We start from the raw sequence: 19,115 nt of genomic DNA, 5'->3' as shown, positions 1-19,115 counted from the left end.
CCGCGTATGTATTCGCGCCAGCCCAGAATCTGACGTATGAATCCTTCTACCGAATTGAGAGGTGCTTGTTGTTTCAGGTAAGCCTGCTCTGCCATATGACATAATTCTTTCGGTAATAACAATCCTGCATTGAGATAAAACGACAGTTTTGAATGATATAAAGTTGTTTCATTAGTTAGCATTGCATCTTGATAGTCACCAAAAGAAACGAGACAATTTTCAATAAAATAATTTGCTTCGCTCAGTGCTTGTTGACGGGTGACTGCTAAGGTAAAGGGGCGCAAGTGTCCAAAATGCCTGGAAAAATGTGTTGCTACCAAACTTATAACCTCAGCAGTAATCCTATCTTCTGGGTACTCCAAACGCTCAGGAAATGCGTGAATGTGTTTTGCATGATTACGATTTTGTGCATCATAATTCCAAGAACCCCCGATAGGCTTTCCATGGTTATCAATCAAAATACGATGCTTTTGACGCATCATCCGATAAAAAAACTCCATGCGTAGTTGTTTTTTGCCTTCAGCCCAGTGTTTGAATTCATTGGTTGTGCATAAAAAGCGGTTATCCTCATAAATAGTTAGGGGAACAGTCAATTTTTTTTTCAATTCTTCAAACATCTTCAGAACCCGCCATTCCCCAGGCTCAGTAAGAATGATTGCTGATGGTTTGATCTCTTCAACCGCTCGAATCAACTCTTTGGTCAGACTTCCCTGATTGTGTGGATTGTCAAACTTGATATAGCGGACGCAATATCCTTTCTCCCTTAATGTCTGGGCAAAATGGCGCATGGCGGAAAATAAAAAAGCAATTTTTTTAGGATGATGACTGACATAAGTAGCTTCCTCTTTAACTTCACACATCAATACGACGTCATCATGCCTATTGATTTCGCTAAGCGCAGACAAAGTTTCACTCAATTGATCGCCTAAAATAATGCAGAGTTTTGTCATAAGGTGTTTTGTATTAGTTAATCTAAATTTTCAACTTCGGACGCACGTGGCTCAAGCCCCCATCGACTGCAAGAACTTGTCCTGTTATCCAGCTGTTCTCAGGATTGAGTAAAAATATAATTGCCTGGGCTATATCTTCAGGGGTTCCTATACGTCCAAGAGGATGCATCATTTTTGATGCGTTACAAGCTAATGTGTTATTTAATAACGAAGCAGTTAGTGGACTATTCACCATACCTGGAGCTACAACATTAACTCTTAGATTATTGGGGGCATAAGTAGCTGCCGCAGATTGAGCGATACCGATTACCCCTGCCTTGGCTGCTGCAATTGCTTCATGATTGGGTAGCCCAACTAATGCTGCTGCTGATGAAATCAATACTACCGATCCGCCATTTCTCATCATTAAACCAGCAGCACGAACTGTTGCGAATGCGGTGGTTAATGAGGCATTAATGCTGGTTTGAAACTCTTCAAATGTAGTCGTGTGAGCACTCTTCAAAAGTAATGAGCCTGCACAGTTGACAACTCCGTCAAGGCGGTCTATTTTACGAAAAACCTCAGTGACTGCATTGAAATCACTGGCATCAAGTAAAAAATCTGGATTAATCTTGTGGTTATCTCTTGCAGTTGTAAATACCTTATCGCCACGATGAGTCAACAAAGTGGTAACCGATTGCCCAATCGCACTACTTGCAGCAATAATCAAATAGCTAGCCATCGTAAATAGTCACTAAAAAGAGAATTAGATTCACTATGCTTGATATAGTTTAAAAGTTCAATATCATTTGATAGATACTCTCTCGCGTTACAATGGATAGATTTTCATTCAAGGCAGGAGTTCACGCAATTTACTTTTGTTTTGAGGTTTAGATTATTTACTGCTAAAACAAATACAAAAATGACGCCTTTATATTTGCTAATTTATTTTACATATACGATAATTTACTACTAGAACTTTAATGCAGCCATGCTGCATTTTAAAATGCAGAAATATATTTCATAAAGAAATTACTCTTTTTAATTTGATTTTCTTGGCTTCATTAACTGGTGGGTTGTTCATGTCTGGAGTAATGAAATGCTTGTGGAAATTTTGTCACGTATCCAGTTTGGTTTTAGTATTGGATTTCATATTTTATTTCCAACATTAAATTTAGGGTTGGCAGTTTTTTTAGTCATCATGGAATTTCTTTGGCTAAAAACAAAAAATCCGATTTATCTTGAAATATGTAAACTTTGGACCAAGATTTTTGCTCTTACTTTTGGAATGGGGGTCGTTTCAGGTATTGTACTTGCATACCAAATTGGAACGAATTTTGGTCCATTTATCACCCAATTTGGCAATGTTCTAGGGGCATTATTTGCCTATGAAACGCTAACTGCCTTTTTTCTTGAGGCCGGCTTTTTGGGAGTGATGCTCTTTGGTTGGAAGAGAGTGCCGCCACTAGTGCATTTCATTGCAACCCTGCTAGTTACCATTGGAACGACCATTTCTGCTTTCTGGATTATGTCTGCTAATTCGTGGATGCAAACACCCAGTGGATATGAGGTGGTTGCAGGGAAGTACGTAGTTGCCAGCTGGTGGGCTGTAGTCATGAACCCATCGTTTATACCTCGTTTTATCCATATGATTTTAGCCTCATATGTGACAACTTGTTTTGTCATCATGGGGGTCGCTTCTTATTATTTGCTTCGCAAAAAAGCAGAGAAAGCAGCCAAGAAAACTATGTCCTTTGCACTCTGGGCTGCTCTGATTCTCGTCCCTGTCCAAATTGGAGTGGGGGATGTGGTAGGGCTCATGGTTAAAGATCACCAACCGCTTAAAACAGCAGCCATGGAGGGACTTTGGCATACTCAAAAAGGTGCACCTTTGGTATTATTTGCCTGGCCCTCTCAGGCACAACAACAAAATAACTATGCTATTGAAATCCCAAAACTTGCAAGTTTTATCAACACTCATGACTGGGATGGGAAAATGATTGGTTTAGATTCGGTGCCACCTGACCAACAACCCAGAGTTGCTCCTGTATTTTTCTCATTTAGAATTATGGTAGGCATCGGTCTGCTAATGTTCGCTACAGCAATTGCCGGATTATTCCTTCGTTACAAAAACAAAATTTATGAGGCAAAATGGTTTCATTATTGGTGTTTTTTACTGACGCCGCTCGGATTTATAGCCAGTATTTCGGGATGGCTCACTGCCGAAATTGGAAGACAGCCTTGGGTGGTATATGGATTATTAAAAACTCATGATGCTGTCTCTGCTATCGGCGCTGAAGATGTCATCATCTCCTTCATACTGCTTGTGCTTGCTTACGGAGTTGTCTTTGGGTTTTATCTGTATTATTTATTCAAACTCATTCGCTTAGGACCTGAAGTCACTGAGAAAGAACAATTTGAACACCATGCATTTCAATACATGACTGATTTAAATGTGGAGAAAAAATAATGCTTCCACTCATTTTTGCTTTATTACTTGCTTTCATTGTTATTATGTATGTGATTTTAGATGGGTTTGACTTGGGAATTGGAATTTTATTTCCTTTTACCGGCAGTGAACGCGAAAGAGATAAGATGATGAATTCAATTGCTCCAGTATGGGATGGCAATGAAACCTGGCTTGTTTTTGGCGGCGCTATATTATATGGCGGATTCCCTCAGGTTTATGGGGCTCTTTTGCCTGTTCTTTATATTCCGATCATGTTCATGTTGATTGCCTTGATTTTTCGAGGCGTTAGTTTTGAGTTTCGATTTAAAGCGGATAAGTCGAAGCCTGTATGGAACTGGCTGTTTGCAATCGGTTCTGTTGCCGCAGCGTTTTTTCAGGGAGTCATCTTGGGATGTTTTGTTCAAGGATTCTCATTGAATCCTCAGACAATGGCAATAAGTCAGGCCAGTTGGTTAACTCCTTTTAGCTTATTTACCGGAATTGCTCTAGTAAGCGGGTATGGACTTCTTGGCGCAACATGGATGATTATCAAAAGCAGGGGCAAACTTCAACTCAAAATGGTTCATTATGCCCGTGGGTTACTAATTGCTGTAAGTTTCTTTTTAATTTTTGTAAGTATTTGGACTCCATTGCACAGCGCTGAGGTTTTTAATCGCTGGTATCAATTTCCCAATTTTTTATTCTTAAGTCCACTCCCTTTAATTACTGCATGGGTTATTTACCTTAACTGGAGAAATTTATCATTAAATTCTAATAATGAACGCAAGCCTTTTATCTACAGTATCATCATTTTTTTGTGTTCTTATATCGGTATTGCAATTAGTGTATATCCTTATTTGATTCCCCATCAGATTACGATTTGGGAAGCGGCAGCCCCATCTTCGACACTCACATTTATATTAGTAGGTGTGGCCATTATGTTACCGATATTGCTGGGATATACCTTATATGCTTATTCTCTTTTCAGAGGTAAGACAGAAGAGCATTACCATTAGATAAGCGTCGAGTGCGTTAGCAAAATAGCAGCTATAATTTAAGGTAAACAGTTTCATGAGGAATTGAATCATGGCAAATCAAACCCGCGAAGGTTTACTTAATCTGGCTAAGAGTGGCTCCAAATCAATCGCTTTGATTTACTCACCAATCGAGTTGCATGAATATATAGTTGAAATTCTTGCTAAAGATTCCGATGAGTTTATTCATAAAGGAAAAGAACTAAGGCATTTCCACTCTATAGACGAGGCGATATCTCAAGCAGCAGAATATGGGGCAGAGGAATTTTTTCTATGCGCTGATAATACTTACGATGAATGTGGCTCTGAAATCGGGGCGCAAGCTTTTGATTATATTCCACTTCACTCAAAGTATAAGCGCACTAAAAATAATTAGCTGTTAATAAACGAATAGTGATATAAGTTAAGAGCCGGGATTAGTACAGAATTAGGGATTAATTTGATGAAGTCTTTAGGATGTTTGATACGCAGTTGGATTGTAAGCGAAAATAATTATAATCCGCACGAGCCATTAGGAAATAAAATTGATTGGATGCGAGCGACTCCTTTTGTTTTGGTTAACCTGAGTTGTCTATTGGTTTTTTATGTACGTTTCAGTTGGATTGCCGTCAGTACTGCGGTAATTCTCTATTTTTTTCGCTTGTTCACAATCGGTGCTTTTTACCACCGTTATTTCTCACACAAAACTTTCAAAACAAATCGTTTTTGGCAATTTATCTTTGCAGCCCTTGCCGGGACTTCTGCTCAGCGCGGTCCTTTATGGTGGGCTGCTCATCACAGACAGCACCATATGGTGTCTGACATGCCAGAAGATGCACACTCCCCAATACAACATGGTTTTTGGTGGAGTCATGTAGGCTGGTTTCTTACTAAAAAACATTACCACTACAATCCGGAACGAGTTAGGGATTTGGAGCAATATCCTGAACTGGTTTTTCTTGAGCGTTATGATGTATTAATGCCGGCATTGTTGTTTTTAGTTCTTTTCATTATCGGATGGATGCTGCAATCTTATGCGCCTCAATGGGATACCGGAATTGGTGAAATGCTCATTTGGGGCTTTAGTATTTCCTTAGTGGCATTATTTAACACCACTGTCATTATCAATTCTCTGTGCCACGTGTATGGAACAAGACGTTATGAAACGTCGGACAATAGCAAAAATAATCTTTTCTTCGCCCTGATTACGCTTGGTGAAGGTTGGCATAATAATCACCATCATTATCCCGCATCAGCACGCCAGGGTTTTCGATGGTGGGAAATCGACGTTACTTATTACTTAATCAAACTTTTAGAACTAATGGGTATTGTCTGGGATGTAAAACCGGTACCTAAATCTGTATTAGAGCAGAACTTGACCCAAAAGTAACAGTTGATATTAAGGGAGAGCTAAGATGAAACCTATAGGCCTTTTTTTCTTGACGATGCTTTGTGTTTTTATATTGGATATGATTTGGTTAGGCTTCATTGCCAAAAATATTTATGCAGAACACATCGGCATGTTGTTACGCAAATCGGGTGAGGGGATGGCGCCTATTTGGTGGGCGGCAGCAGTTGTTTATGTTTGCATTGCCTTAGGCATTCTTTATTTTGTTCTACCCGGCGCGCAAGGTAATTACCTACAGGCATTAGCTGGGGGAGTAATACTTGGTCTTGTGACCTATGGGATTTATGATTTTACTAATTACTCAATCCTTGCAAACTGGCCTTGGAAAATAACCCTAATTGATTTTATTTGGGGAATGGTACTATGTGGTTTGAGTAGTCTATTTGCGGCTTTCATTCAGAATCGATTTTTTTCTTGAACCAAGGGAAAAACATTGAGGTTTGTTTTTGATAAGCGATGTATTTTTGTCCTCTCGATTGGATAGAGCCTCTTTCGGTCAAGGGACCAGTCATACGGGTGAAAATAATATAAAGCATTAAAGGCGAAATCAAACTTAGATACCCCATTTTTGACTGTATCGCAAATAAGGCGAACCCCATCCAACTCAACCAATCACAAAAATAATTGGGGTGACGAGAATAATTCCATAAACCTTCGTTACACACTTCTCCTTTGTGTCGTATTTTGAAATGTTGCAGCTGCAAATCTGCCAAAGTCTCTCCTATGATTCCTGCTAAAATAATGCAAAATGCAATGCTATCTAACAAAGTAATATGAGTCAGTCCTGACTTGCTAATTAGAAAAAATACACTTGAAATGATTAGAATGAGTAGCCCCTGGAGCTGGAAATTGATAAAAAAACCAAGAGAGGGGCTTATTTTCCAATTTGTACTGAGTTCGATATAACGTTTGTCAACATGTCCTTTTCTTATGCGTGTGTACCACAGATAAAACGCAAGACGTAGAGCCCATACTATGAGAAGGGAGGCAATAATCAAAGTACGCGTGCTTAAAGGAGTGAAACTTAAGTAAATTAAGCCCGAAACCATTAATCCTAAGGACCATGAAACGTCTACAACAGAGGGGTTTTTTAGAATACGATATAAGCTCCACATGAAACTCATTTGTAAAATAAGATATACTACTACAATGCCGATCGCATACATTATTTATTTATCCTTTACCCGTTGATAACAGTAGACGCAAAATGGCAATAAACAAGACCATATCAATCCAATCAAAATAGAAGTTATATCGCTGCCGTAAGGAAAAAAAGCAGCACCTAAACTTTCTCCAATGCGAAACGCCAAGGCAAAACCTAAAAATGACAAAAACCCCAGTAAAAGTAAGTGCTCAAACAGGCTAATTAAGGTGGCATATAAAACGACCGTAAAGCTTATCCATATAGTTATCATCCAAGGAGAAGTAAAATACGGGGAAAAGGGGTTTGCTGAATAAATTACAATTCCTTTATAAACAAGAATACTATCGATTAGGGTACTGATAGAGACGACAATTGCTAATAAAAGCCATAGTCCTTGTAGGGGTCTTTCCGTTTGATGTTGCCAATACAATTGCAATAAAACACAAGCAACAACGGTAAGAGAACTTATCCACGCATAGCCGCGAGCAGCAAGCATGATGCATGCAAACCAGGCTACATAGTAAGAAACTGTATGAATCAGGTAATGTAATGTCTTCATCGTCTCTTGCGCCACAAAGCATGAATATCGCTAATATAATTGGTCTGAAATCCTGCAGCACAATAAAAAAAATAGAATTCCCACATTCGAATAAAAGACTCGGAAAATCCTTGTGCTAGAATTTCTTGTTTGTTCGCTAAAAGTTTTTTATGCCAATCTTTCAAAGTAGAAACATAATGTTGCCCTATATCTTCAAATGACATTAATTGCATGGTAGTTTTACTGGCAATTGATTTATTTATGGAAAAAACCGAAGGTAAGCAGCCACCAGGGAAAATGTATTTTTTAATAAAATCCACCTCATTTTTTGCTGCTTCATAGGCTTGATCATTAATGACTATTGCTTGCAGGAAAAATAAACCATCAGGTTTAAGAAGCTGATTGCATTGCTGAAAAAAAGTATCAAAATATTTATGTCCAACAGCCTCAATCATCTCGATTGAAACGACTTTATCATATTGTCCCGCAAGCTTTCTGTAGTCTTCTTTTAATAATTCAATTTGATTATTTAAGCCTAATTGACTGATTTTTTCTTTGACATAGTGGTATTGTTTTTCTGAAATGGTTGTTGTGGTTACCTTGCAGCCATACTCTTGGGCTGCATAACAAGCAAAACCTCCCCATCCAGTTCCTATTTCCAATATATGATCACCGGATTTTAGTTGCAATGCATTACAAATAGCTTGAATTTTTTTCATGGACGCTTCCTCCAAACTGATATTGGATGGCTTATAAAGAGCGCATGAATACATCATTGAGGGGTCGAGAATTAATTTAAAGAACTCATTACCCAAGTCATAATGGGCTAAAATATTCTCTTTGGCTCGATGAATTGAATTAATTTTTAATTTATAGTTTATCGTTCTTATCAAACTGGATAAACGGGCGATGGGACTTTCAATATTATTGAATAGGGAGTCATTTTTAATAAAGAGCGTGATTAATTTTTGTAGATCGTCTGTATCCCAATCCCCATCGATATAACTTTTTCCCGCCCCAATAGACCCCCCCATGAGGATTGCTCTATAAGCACTGGAATTATTTATATTAATGGCAGCAATTAAATCATTTTTTTCTTGTTCCTGACCAAATGAATAGCTGCTTTCTTGATCAGTAACTTGGATTCTCCCATGTGTGATGCCATTTAGTAAATTAAAAAAGACTTTTTTGCAAAATCTTTCACTCACAGAGGATAAGTAATTATTTTGATCCATTTTATGTCCTTTTATTTGAGCCTGGATGTGCATGAAATGGAACACCCTTGATCCATAATTTTAATGCTTGCCAATAAATTGCAGTCGCAATTTTATAGGTCATTAACGGATACTTCCAGACTACCTTCTTAAATGACGAAGTATTCTGAGCCTCCAAAATTAATGTCGCATCAAAATCCTTTTTTCCCTCACTAAAATTCTCCATATGAACAACTATTTTTTGTTTATTTAATTTTAAATTCAGTTGATAAGTATAATTCATGGACATGAAGGGGGATACATGCAGTTCTTTATGAAATTGATAAGAATAGACATCATTTTTAGGTTTGGCTGAATGTTTAAGAATATAATTATGACGTTCCCCCCAGGGTGTATTGGTAACCTCCAAAATTAAATAGTCCACATTTTGATTCGCTTCATCGAAGATAAAATAAATACTGATGGGGTTAAAGCAATATCCTAGACAACTCAATTGGGTTAATAAATAGATTTTTCCCTTAGGCCAAGTTCCATACCGGCTCATTACCAACTGGCGGGCATATTCGTCCAGGGGTAGAGTCGATTCATTAAGATAATATTTTCGTCTAAATGAAAACCAATTAAACTGTTCTATGGATACGTGTTGGATGTCTTTGAAGGTATCGCTAATCCTCGATACGTCAAAACAGAACATGAATAAGTGATATGAAAATTGATGCCGCTTTGGGTAGAAACGACGATGTCTCACTTGTCCAGTAAAAATAAGATGTTCAATCATCTATTTTCCTATTAGTTTGCAGGTGTGGATTGCACTATTCACCCCATCTTCATGGAAACCATAACCCCAATAGCTGCCTACAAAGTAGGTGCTATTGACTCCATTAATCAAATTCATTTGTTTCTGTGCTTTTAATGCATTTACAGTCAAACAGGGGTGCGCATATTTAAATGCTTGGATTATTTGATTTTCAGCAATTCCGCCTGCAAGATTAACCGATACGAAAAAATCATGTTTTGAATGAATTGATTGTAATCGATTCATATAATAAGTGAGTGTGGGAGCCGTACTTTCATTATCGAGGTAATTCCAACTTGCCCAGGCTCTTGTCCTTTTGGGCATGACACTTCGGTCCCTATGAAGTATTACTTCATTCTCAGTATATTTGATTAAGGACAAGACGTTGATTTCTTCTGGTGTCGGTTTCTCAAGCATCATCAAAGCTTGATCGCTATGAGTTGCACAAATGACTGCATCAAATACATGTTCTGTGGAATTTGTTAGTATGGTGATCTTATTATTTTCTCTTTTAATCTTTTCGACCTTAGCGTTTAAGTAAATTTGATCCTTAAACTTTTGAATCATCGGATCGATGTAGTTTTTTGATCCTCCTTTAATCACGTACCACAGAGGACGATTAAATACATCCAGAAGCCCATGATTCTCATAAAACTTTAAAATAAAGACAGCAGAGCAATTCAGCGTATCCTCTTTATTTTTAGACCAAATCGCAGCGAGCATGGGAATAAGATAGGACTCCCTAAACTGTTTCGAATATTTATTTTCTGTTAAGAAGTCATTGATTGTTATTTCGAGATCGTGATTTCTAGTCAAGAATTTTTTTGCATCGTGGTTAAATGAAAGAATGTCCTTAATCAGGCGGTAAAAGTCAAATTTAAATAGGTTTCTGCGCTCTGAAAACAGTGTATTTAAATTATGACCACTGTATTCAAGTCCCATATAATCAGAGCGATAGCTAAAACTCATTTCACTAGGTTGAATTTCAACGTTTAATTCTTCGAGCAACTTACAGAAATTGGGGTATGTTTTTTTATTAAAAACGATAAAACCGGTGTCAATCTCGTATAAATTTCCTTCCATAACAACTGGTATTGTATGGGTATGACCACCAAGATAGTCATTGGCTTCAAATAATGACACATCGTGGTCTTTGCTCAAAAGATAGCAACTCACTAAACCGGATATTCCCGAGCCAATTACAGCAATCCTTTTTTTCAAGAAAGTGTCCTTTTCTATAATCATCGGCAAACAGATTAAAAGTTACCATAATTAATGGAGGGGGGCTATTCAAGTCAACAAAGATTTTGGCTATTTTTCAAGTGGGATATCAGGTACCATAGTGACGTAGTTTGTATCGTGCAAATTCATGCGAGGTAAGAGTTAATACAATGAGTTAAGAACAGGGATGATTGAAGGTAGGGAATGCGTTTTTTCATAAATTTATTGATTACAATTACATTGAACCTTATATTGCATGAAGCAATCGCCTATGCATCCTCTTTGACTTTTCATCAAGCTTTTGACATTGCATGCCGTAATAATCCAGAGCTTCAGGCAGAAATGGATAAAGCGCAAGCCATGCGTGGATATTTTATTCAGAGTGGTCTTTATCCCAATCCACAATTGACATTAACGGCGGAGAATTTTGGCGGCTCTGGTAGTTATTCCAGTTATGAAGCGGCAGAAACCACGGTTTCAATGACTCAGCCTATTCCTTTAGGTGGACGTCTTCAATACTTGAAAAAAGCAACTTATGCGGACTATTTAGCTTCTTTAGCACAGATAAATGTTCAGAAGGCAACCTTATATATGTCGGTGGGAATTGCTTATGTTGACGCGCTTTATGCCGGGCAATGGCATCAAGTAACACAAAAATTAACTCGCTTGCATCAAAATATTGTATCGGCAATTGATCGTCGCGTGAAGGCAGGTGCGGGAGCTGAGTTAGATTTGCGTTTGGCACAAATTCGATTAGGAGATGCACGAATTCAAGAAAAGAAAGCAGGACGCGAAGTATTAATGCAACGTGCAAAACTGGCACGCTTACTTGGTGAGGGATTAACAGTGGATAAACCCTTGGTAGATAAAGGACTGCCGGGCATTACATTAAAGTGGTCTTATTTAAGAAAAAAACTACCACAAAGTCCCAGATTGATGCAAATGCAATTACAACTCCAGGCAAAAAGAGCAACTATTACTGCAGTTAAAAAATCAGTTTGGCCTGATTTAAATATTCAGCTGGGTGGCCGTCACTTTTCTGATGACGGGAGTAATGCTGCAGTGATTTCTGCTTTTGCAGAAGTTCCTGTTTCAAATCGCAATCAAGGGAAAATAATGACTGCGGAAGCCCAATACACGCAAACCGCTCATGAATATCAGGGAGCACGCCTTGATGTCCGTCAGAATGTATACAATATCTTTTTGCAGGCTCAGCAAAATCGCTATGAAGCACAATTAGTAACGAAGACTTTGCTGCCTTTAGCACGCAAATCAATAAAGTTGGCCCAAGATGGTTATCAAATGGGTCGATATACTTACGTTGAGTTATCCAATGCATTAAACAATTTATTCGAAGAAGAGCGCCACTACCAACAAGCTCATGCTGAATATCATAAAAACCTCATTCAACTTACAGGTCTTTTGGGGCTTAAATCCGGTAAGGAGATTCAATGAAACACAAAAAGTTTTTCCCTTTCTTTTTGTTTTTAATTATTTTTTTAATAAGCATTTGTTCTTTTTTTGTATGGACAAATGAAGAAAATCAAAAAGAAACTTTGGAAAAAGGCCCCCATGGTGGACGTTTATTAAAAGATGAAACTATAGCGCTCGAACTTTTTATTTTTGAACGTGCAATGCCCCCACATTTTCGTGCTTATCTGTATAAAGCTGGCGCTCTTACTGCTCCTGAAAAATTTTATTTGACAGTTGAGCTGACGCGATTTAATGGAAAAAAAGAGACGATTACTTTTAATCGGGCTGACGATTTTTTACAAAGTGAGCAAGTAATACACGCACCTCATTCTTTTGATGTGGCGATTCAACTTGAATTTCAAGGAAAGCAATTTAAATGGAGTTACTCAAGTTATGAAGGTCGGGTCAAAATTGCTCCCGCAGTTCTTAAAGCAGCAAATATTCAGACTGCGGTGGCTCAAAGTCAAACCATCAAGTCTCGGTTGAAAGTATTCGGTAAAATTACTCCTAATCAAGATACATTAGCGCCCATCTATGCACGTTACCCAGGGATAATTAAGGCGATGACCAAAAATTTGGGTGATGAGGTGACTCAAGGTGAGGTATTAATGACTGTTGAGAGTAATGAGAGTTTGCAAAATTACACCATTACAGCCCCTATTAACGGGACCATAGTGCAAAAAAATGCAACCAGCGGAGGCCTGGCCCAAAACACGAAACCGATATATGAAGTAGCCAATTTAGCTACAGTATGGGCTGATTTTACTTTATATCGCAAAGATGCTCCTCTAGTGAAAAATGGTATGGAAGTTTTCGTGACTGGAGACGAAGGAAAACCAAAGTCCAGAAGTACGATTTCTTATATTTCACCTTTAGGCATTGAAGACAGCCAGACCAATTTGGCACGCGCAGTTCTTGCGAATGATCAACGAATTTGGTTACCTGGGATGTACGTGAATGGAATGATTATTATTAACGAAAAAAAAGTACCTGTTGCTGTTCTTCTCTCGGCGATACAACAGATGGAAGGGCACGACGTACTCTTTGTACAGCAGGGTAACTTTTTTGAAGCAACTCCAATTATCCTAGGACAAAAAGATAATAAATGGGTAGAAGTGATTTCAGGTCTTGATGCGGGCCAGCACTATGTAAGTAAAAATAGCTTTTTTATGAAAACGGAGCTTGGTAAAAATGAAGCAAGCCACGGGGATTAAGGATAAACATGCTTGAAACTACGATTCGTTTTTCTTTAAAGCATCGTTGGTTTGTTCTCTTATTCACATTGGTAATTGCAATTTGGGGTATCTACAACTTTCAACGCTTGCCTATTGATGCAGTGCCCGATATTACTAACGTCCAAGTACAAATTAATACTGAGGCCTCAGGTTACTCTCCATTTGAAGTAGAACAACGCATTACATTTCCAATTGAAGTAGCAATGAGCGGCTTGCCAAACCTCGATTATACGCGTTCTTTATCTCGTTATGGTTTATCACAAGTCACGGTTGTATTTAAAGACGGCACAAATATTTACTTTGCCAGGCAACTTATTAATGAACGTTTACAAGAAATCAAGGATAAACTGCCTCCTGCAGTTGAAACTACATTAGGACCAATCTCTACTGGTCTTGGTGAAATTTTTATGTATACAGTGACTAATAAACCTAATGTACCAGCAAGTGAACGTTATAATTCAACAGAGCTTCGTACCATTCAAGATTGGATTATCAAACCTCAATTACGTAATGTGGAAGGAGTTGCTGAGGTTAATACTATAGGTGGCTTTGAGAAACAATTTCATATTACTCCAGACCCCATGAAACTTGTTCGTTATCGTTTAAGTTTAATTGATGTCGTTGATGCTCTAAAACGAAATAATGCCAATGTGGGCGCAGGCTATATTGAAATGAATGGCGAACAAAATTTAATTCGAGTACCAGGTCAGGTACATAATATTCCTGATATTGAAAATATTGTTATTGCGAGTTATGAAGGAACTCCTATTCACATCCGGGATGTGGCGGATGTTGGCCTAGGTAAGGAATTGCGTACAGGGGCAGCCACTGAAAATGGAAAGGAAGTGGTTTTAGGGACTGTATTTATGTTGATGGGTGAAAACAGCCGTACTGTTTCGGTACGCGTTGCCGCCAAAATGAAAGAAATCAATAAGTCACTTCCTGATGGGGTTGAAGCCGTTACGGTTTATAACCGAACTTTGTTGGTGAATGCCACAATCAATACGGTTAAGAAAAATTTATTGGAGGGCGCGCTATTAGTATGTGTTATTTTATTTTTATTTTTAGGTAACATTCGGGCAGCACTCATAACAGCCATGGTAATTCCTTTATCGATGTTATTGACAATAACCGGCATGGTTACCAATCGAATCAGTGCCAATTTGATGAGCCTGGGCGCACTTGATTTTGGTTTGATTGTTGATGGCGCGGTCATTATTGTTGAGAACTGCATGAAACACCTGGGTGAACAGCAATATCTAAATAAGCGCATCCTAAATTTGCAAGAGCGGTTAAAAGTTATTTTCTATGCCACAACCGAGGTGATCAGACCGAGTATCTTTGGCGTGTTTATTATCACTGTAGTGTATTTACCCATTCTTACCTTAACTGGTGTAGAGGGCAAAATGTTTTTGCCTATGGCAGAAACCGTAATTATCGCACTTTTAGCCTCCATGCTTTTTGCATTAACTTTTGTGCCTGCTTCGGTGGCAATTTTCTTGCGTGGATCCATTAAAGATAAAGAAAATGCTTTAATGCACTTTCTTTCAGTAGGTTACAGCAAGATATTACGAATTTGTTTTCACGCGCGAAAGCGGATTATAGGGGCTGCTTTGGCGTTGGTACTGATTAGTCTTCCTATTGCTTTTCATTTAGGTGGTGAATTTATTCCAAACCTCGATGAAGGCGATATTGCGATGCAAATCATGCGTATTCCAGGCACCAGTTTGTCGCAATCCATTCTCATGCAGGATATGGTTGAAGAAAGAATAAGACAATTTCCCGAAGTCAAAGCTGTTTTTGCAAAAATAGGTACAGCAGAAGTGGCAACCGATCCCATGCCGCCAAATGCTGCAGATACATTTATTATTTTAAAACCGCGTAAAGAGTGGCCAAGTCCTGGCAAAAACAAACAAGAATTAGTACAAGAAATTGTAAGAGCGGTACAACAAATCCCTGGAAATAATTATGAGTTTACCCAGCCTATTCAAATGCGTTTTAATGAATTAATTTCAGGGGTGCGAAGTGATGTTGCTGTAAAAATATTCGGTGACGATATGGATGTGTTGTTAAAAACAGCAGAAGCCATTAGTGCCCAGCTAAATAAAGTACCCGGTGCTGCGGATGTTAAAATAGAGCAAGTTAGCGGTTTGCCTCTTTTAACGGTTGCAATCGATCGTAAGACACTAGCCCGCTATGGCTTACAGATAAGTACCGTACAAGATGTATTAGTTACTGCTACTGGTGGTCAGAAAGGTGGGGAGGTGTTTGAAGGGGATAAGCGATTTGATATTGTGGTTCGATTGCCTGAGTTGCTACGTACTGCCCCTGATGTATTGCGACAAGTCTTTGTACCACTTCCTATTTCCAAAGATGGCGAACACCATTTTATTCCCTTAAGCGAGATTGCCAAAATGGTTCGGAGTGAGGGGCCGAATCAAATAAGCCGTGAAACTGGAAAGCGTCGTGTGGTCGTCACAGCGAATGTTCGAAATAGTGATCTGAGTACTTTTGTTAGCGATGCAAAAGCACGTATTGAGAATAATGTCAAAATACCAAGCGGTTATTGGATTGCCTGGGGGGGGCAGTTCGAACAGTTACAATCTGCTTCTCAACGACTGCAAATAGTGGTTCCCATCACCTTGGCTGGAATTTTTTTGTTACTCTTTATGAGTTTTGGCAATGTACGAAATGCGCTATTAGTTTTTACAGGAATTCCTCTTGCTTTAACAGGAGGCGTATTCGCTTTATGGATTAGGGGAATTCCTCTGTCGATTTCTGCTGGAGTTGGATTTATCGCTTTATCTGGTGTGGCGGTACTGAATGGTCTTGTGATGATTACCTTTATCAATAAATTGCGGGAACAGAAAAAATTCTATTTAAAAGACGCTGTCTTGCAGGGGTCGCTAGCACGACTAAGACCAGTACTCATGACTGCATTAGTTGCCTCATTAGGGTTTGTACCGATGGCGCTTGCTACAGGCACCGGCTCGGAAGTACAAAGACCGCTAGCAACAGTCGTGATAGGGGGTATCATTTCTTCTACATTTTTAACTTTACTGGTGTTGCCTGGTTTGTATTATGTGTTTCATGAGGGCCGCAGGAAGAACCTTCCTGAAAAAAAACATAGAAAATAACCACTTGGTCTTGAGAGAATGTAAGGTCACTATTTGATTCCAACCTCTGATTTCTAGATATTATCCAACTGCTATTTAAGCCTGCCCAGAGTTTAGTTTATGATGCTTCATATGATAATTTCAAACAGGATCCCAAATAAGCAGAGCATTTTAATAAACTCTCAAGCCATTGGCGAAGATTAAGCAATTCCCCTTATTTATGTTAAGCTCATGTGCAGTGCTTTGGGAGTTGCGTAAAAAAGTGTGAATCAGTTCTAAAAATTTCTATTTACCACATAACGAGCTATCGCTTCTAATTTATTCACTGGAATACCCGTTTTGTTTAAATGTTTTAAGGCTTTATTGAAAATTTCGTTTTCTTTTTGCTTCGCTTTTCTCATCCCAATCAGGGTTGGATAAGTAGGTTTGTTTCTTTCCTGATCCGAACCTTGATGTTTACCTAAAGTCTGGGTATCCGACTCAATTCCAATAATGTCATCATGGATTTGAAATGCTAATCCGATATAATCTCCAAATTTTTGTAAATTATTTAAAATATTTTTATCATGACAATTGGCAGCGAGGGCGCCCAGTAAAATACTCGCGGTAAGTAAATATCCGGTTTTTAGTTTATAAGTATTTTCTAATTCATTTAAACTTACATCCTTATCTTTCATCTCAATATCAAGCTCTTCCCCTCCAGCCATCCCTAAAGACCCAATTGCTCGCGCCAGGAGGCGAATCATTTCTATTTCAATCTCAACTGCAATTTTATTTTTATCCAAACTGGCAATAGTTTCAAAAGCCAGGGTCTGTAACGCGTCACCAGCTAATATAGCAGTAGCCTCAGAAAATGCTTTATGGCATGAAGGTTTACCCCGACGTAGATCATCATTATCTAATGCAGGTAAATCATCATGTATCAAAGAAAAAGCATGGATCATTTCAATAGCAGAACCAATGTGATCTAGCACATCAAAATCAGCCCCTAGTGCTTCTCCTGTAGCATATACTAAAGCTGCACGTATCCGCTTTCCTCCATTTAATACTGCATATCTCATCGCTTTATGCAGTTCAGCAGGTTGTTTATTCTCTGCTGGCAATAAACAGGTTCCATTACTTAGGAAATGATTAATTCGTGTTTGATATTCCTTAAGATAAATTTCTGCATTCATAATGTTGTTCCACCTTGTCAACCATTTTGTTGTTACCACACAAAGAGCAGCTGAAAAGCCAATCTTATTCGCCTAAAGACTGGAGCGATTCCCGAAAACTCCCTAAGTGTTTTGTCTTATTTCCTTAAGGATTTCGAGTGCATCAGTCTCGTTAACACAATGAGTTTGCTCTAATTTTCCTATCAGAATTTGACTTAAAAGAGGTATCTCTTCTTTTTGCGCACCTACAGACAAAACCAAATTTTTTATATGTAATTTCATATGGCCATTAACAATACCATCAGAAACGAGGGCATTTAATGCAGCAAAATTTTGTATCAACCCTACAGCGGCAACTACTCGGGCAAGTTCATCTGCCCGAGTGATCCCAAGTATACCGAGACAAATTTTAGCAATCGGATGAATTTGCGTTACTCCTCCTACCGTTCCCAGTTGAATTGGAGCTTCAAGCCGCCCATATAGATTTCCTTCACGCATTTCCCATTTCGTGATGGAACTGTATTGTCCATTCCTGGCTGCATAGGCATGGACTCCAGCCTCAACCGCTCGCCAATCATTACCTGTAGCAATTAATACCGCATCAATGCCATTCATAACCCCTTTGTTATTTGTTGCAGCTCGATAAGGGTCTATTTGAGCAAATAACGAGGCCTCTTCAATACGTTTTCCCAAGATTGGATCAATGTCATAAATTACTGCATTAGCAGCAGTGATTTTTTGATCAGACAAATTGGATAAGATACACATGGTTACTTCTTCATGTGTGTGCGCCTCGATTAGCTCTCGCAAAAACTCACAGGCTTGATTAATTCTATTGGCTCCCATTGCATCACTTGGATCAATTAATACATGTAAAATACCCATAATTTTTTTATCGGGCCGTTCTATAGTTCGAACAATAATGTCTGATGCCCCTCCGCCACGCTTAATTAAGGAACTGAGAACTGTTTGATTTACCTGGTGGAGAAAAAACTCTTTCTGTTCATTAATTTTTTTCTCAAAACGAACTGGATCACGAAGACATGCAAATTGAATTTGACCTATAGCATGTTTCCCTAAAATTTCGGTACTCAAATCCCCATGAAGGTTAATAAACTTAGCTGCCTTGCTGAGACCTGCGATAACGGAGTGTTCTTCAATCACCATTGGAATAATAAAATGTTTTTTATCGATACAAAAATTAACGGCAACTCCTAATGGAATCCCAAACCAACCAATTGGATTTTCGATTAATGTTTCGAGCAGCTCTTCTTTAATCGTTCCTCCATGCTGCAATTCAACGACACACTGGGGATCCAAAAAACCCGTTTCAACTAGCCTTTCAAGTTTCTCTTTTTTAGTTAACTTGGAAAAACCTTCCCATACTTTTTTACTATTTAAACCAATATTGTTCATCTACAATAA

17 protein-coding genes are annotated in these 19,115 nt (G+C 38.5%); 8 read left to right on the top strand and 9 right to left on the bottom strand.

The features are described 5' to 3' along the window. The coding region (locus tag KYQ_RS10660) for a cryptochrome/photolyase family protein (protein WP_029489030.1) at positions 1-950 on the bottom strand (950 nt) is incomplete at its 3' end. A 22-nt stretch (positions 951-972) separates the two neighbouring features. Further along, a complete protein-coding gene (locus tag KYQ_RS10655; RefSeq protein WP_010654257.1) occupies positions 973-1,671 on the bottom strand; it encodes an SDR family NAD(P)-dependent oxidoreductase in 699 nt (232 codons plus the stop codon). A 357-nt stretch (positions 1,672-2,028) separates the two neighbouring features. Here KYQ_RS10655 and KYQ_RS10650 point away from each other — a divergent pair, with 357 nt between their 5' ends. From KYQ_RS10650 to KYQ_RS10630, 5 genes are all read left to right on the top strand, one after another. Next, positions 2,029-3,399 (top strand): cytochrome ubiquinol oxidase subunit I, encoded by a 1,371-nt coding sequence (locus KYQ_RS10650; protein ID WP_010654256.1) that lies wholly within the window; start codon positions 2,029-2,031, stop codon positions 3,397-3,399. Beyond that, positions 3,399-4,394, top strand: coding sequence for a cytochrome d ubiquinol oxidase subunit II (gene cydB, locus KYQ_RS10645; protein WP_010654255.1), 996 nt, complete (start codon positions 3,399-3,401; stop codon positions 4,392-4,394). Before KYQ_RS10650 ends, cydB begins: the two co-directional genes overlap by 1 nt. A gap of 70 nt (positions 4,395-4,464) precedes the next feature. Then, complete coding sequence (locus tag KYQ_RS10640; protein ID WP_010654254.1) at positions 4,465-4,788, top strand: hypothetical protein; 324 nt, start codon at positions 4,465-4,467, stop codon at positions 4,786-4,788. A 66-nt stretch (positions 4,789-4,854) separates the two neighbouring features. Continuing rightward, the gene (locus tag KYQ_RS10635) at positions 4,855-5,781 is read left to right on the top strand and encodes an acyl-CoA desaturase (protein WP_010654253.1); all 927 of its coding nucleotides are present in this window, start codon (positions 4,855-4,857) and stop codon (positions 5,779-5,781) included. Between the two features lie 25 nt (positions 5,782-5,806). Next, positions 5,807-6,217: a DUF2177 family protein gene (locus KYQ_RS10630; RefSeq protein ID WP_010654252.1), complete on the top strand. Its 411-nt coding sequence runs from the start codon at positions 5,807-5,809 to the stop codon at positions 6,215-6,217. Here the strand turns inward: KYQ_RS10630 and KYQ_RS10625 are convergent. From KYQ_RS10625 to KYQ_RS10605, 5 genes are read right to left on the bottom strand one after another with little or no spacing between them, the layout of a single operon-like run. Beyond that, positions 6,192-6,965: a DUF1295 domain-containing protein gene (locus tag KYQ_RS10625; protein ID WP_010654251.1), complete on the bottom strand. Its 774-nt coding sequence runs from the start codon at positions 6,963-6,965 to the stop codon at positions 6,192-6,194. The two genes, KYQ_RS10630 and KYQ_RS10625, sit on opposite strands and share 26 nt — an antisense overlap. Positions 6,966-6,968: 3 nt before the next feature. Beyond that, complete coding sequence (locus KYQ_RS10620) at positions 6,969-7,502, bottom strand: DUF2878 domain-containing protein (protein WP_010654250.1); 534 nt, start codon at positions 7,500-7,502, stop codon at positions 6,969-6,971. Further along, on the bottom strand, positions 7,499-8,716 hold the full coding sequence (locus KYQ_RS10615; protein WP_010654249.1) for an SAM-dependent methyltransferase: 1,218 nt from the start codon (positions 8,714-8,716) through the stop codon (positions 7,499-7,501). The genes KYQ_RS10620 and KYQ_RS10615 overlap by 4 nt, the downstream gene beginning before the upstream one ends. Before the next feature lies 1 nt (position 8,717). After that, on the bottom strand, positions 8,718-9,473 hold the full coding sequence (locus KYQ_RS10610) for a DUF1365 domain-containing protein (protein WP_010654248.1): 756 nt from the start codon (positions 9,471-9,473) through the stop codon (positions 8,718-8,720). Continuing rightward, positions 9,474-10,712 (bottom strand): NAD(P)/FAD-dependent oxidoreductase, encoded by a 1,239-nt coding sequence (locus tag KYQ_RS10605; RefSeq protein ID WP_010654247.1) that lies wholly within the window; start codon positions 10,710-10,712, stop codon positions 9,474-9,476. A gap of 204 nt (positions 10,713-10,916) precedes the next feature. Here KYQ_RS10605 and KYQ_RS10600 point away from each other — a divergent pair, with 204 nt between their 5' ends. From KYQ_RS10600 to KYQ_RS10590, 3 genes are read left to right on the top strand one after another with little or no spacing between them, the layout of a single operon-like run. Then, a complete protein-coding gene (locus KYQ_RS10600; protein ID WP_010654246.1) occupies positions 10,917-12,167 on the top strand; it encodes a TolC family protein in 1,251 nt (416 codons plus the stop codon). Next, positions 12,164-13,399, top strand: a complete 1,236-nt coding sequence (locus tag KYQ_RS10595) for an efflux RND transporter periplasmic adaptor subunit (protein ID WP_010654245.1) — start codon at positions 12,164-12,166, stop codon at positions 13,397-13,399. Before KYQ_RS10600 ends, KYQ_RS10595 begins: the two co-directional genes overlap by 4 nt. Before the next feature lie 8 nt (positions 13,400-13,407). Beyond that, entirely contained in the window at positions 13,408-16,557 is a 3,150-nt protein-coding gene (locus KYQ_RS10590; protein WP_010654244.1) for a CusA/CzcA family heavy metal efflux RND transporter, read from the top strand. 254 nt (positions 16,558-16,811) lie between these two features. On the opposite strand, the gene KYQ_RS10585 is transcribed toward KYQ_RS10590, so the two are convergent. Together KYQ_RS10585 and KYQ_RS10580 are read right to left on the bottom strand one after the other, a co-directional pair. Beyond that, entirely contained in the window at positions 16,812-17,711 is a 900-nt protein-coding gene (locus KYQ_RS10585) for a polyprenyl synthetase family protein (protein ID WP_010654243.1), read from the bottom strand. Between the two features lie 102 nt (positions 17,712-17,813). After that, on the bottom strand, positions 17,814-19,106 hold the full coding sequence (locus KYQ_RS10580) for a hydroxymethylglutaryl-CoA reductase, degradative (protein WP_010654242.1): 1,293 nt from the start codon (positions 19,104-19,106) through the stop codon (positions 17,814-17,816). Between the last annotated feature and the right edge of the window lie 9 nt (positions 19,107-19,115).

This window comes from Fluoribacter dumoffii NY 23 (assembly GCF_000236165.1).
Taxonomy (GTDB): Bacteria; Pseudomonadota; Gammaproteobacteria; order Legionellales; family Legionellaceae; genus Legionella; species Legionella dumoffii.
The sequence above is the reverse complement of the archived record's forward strand: the minus strand, read 5'-3'. Positions and strand labels throughout refer to the sequence as shown.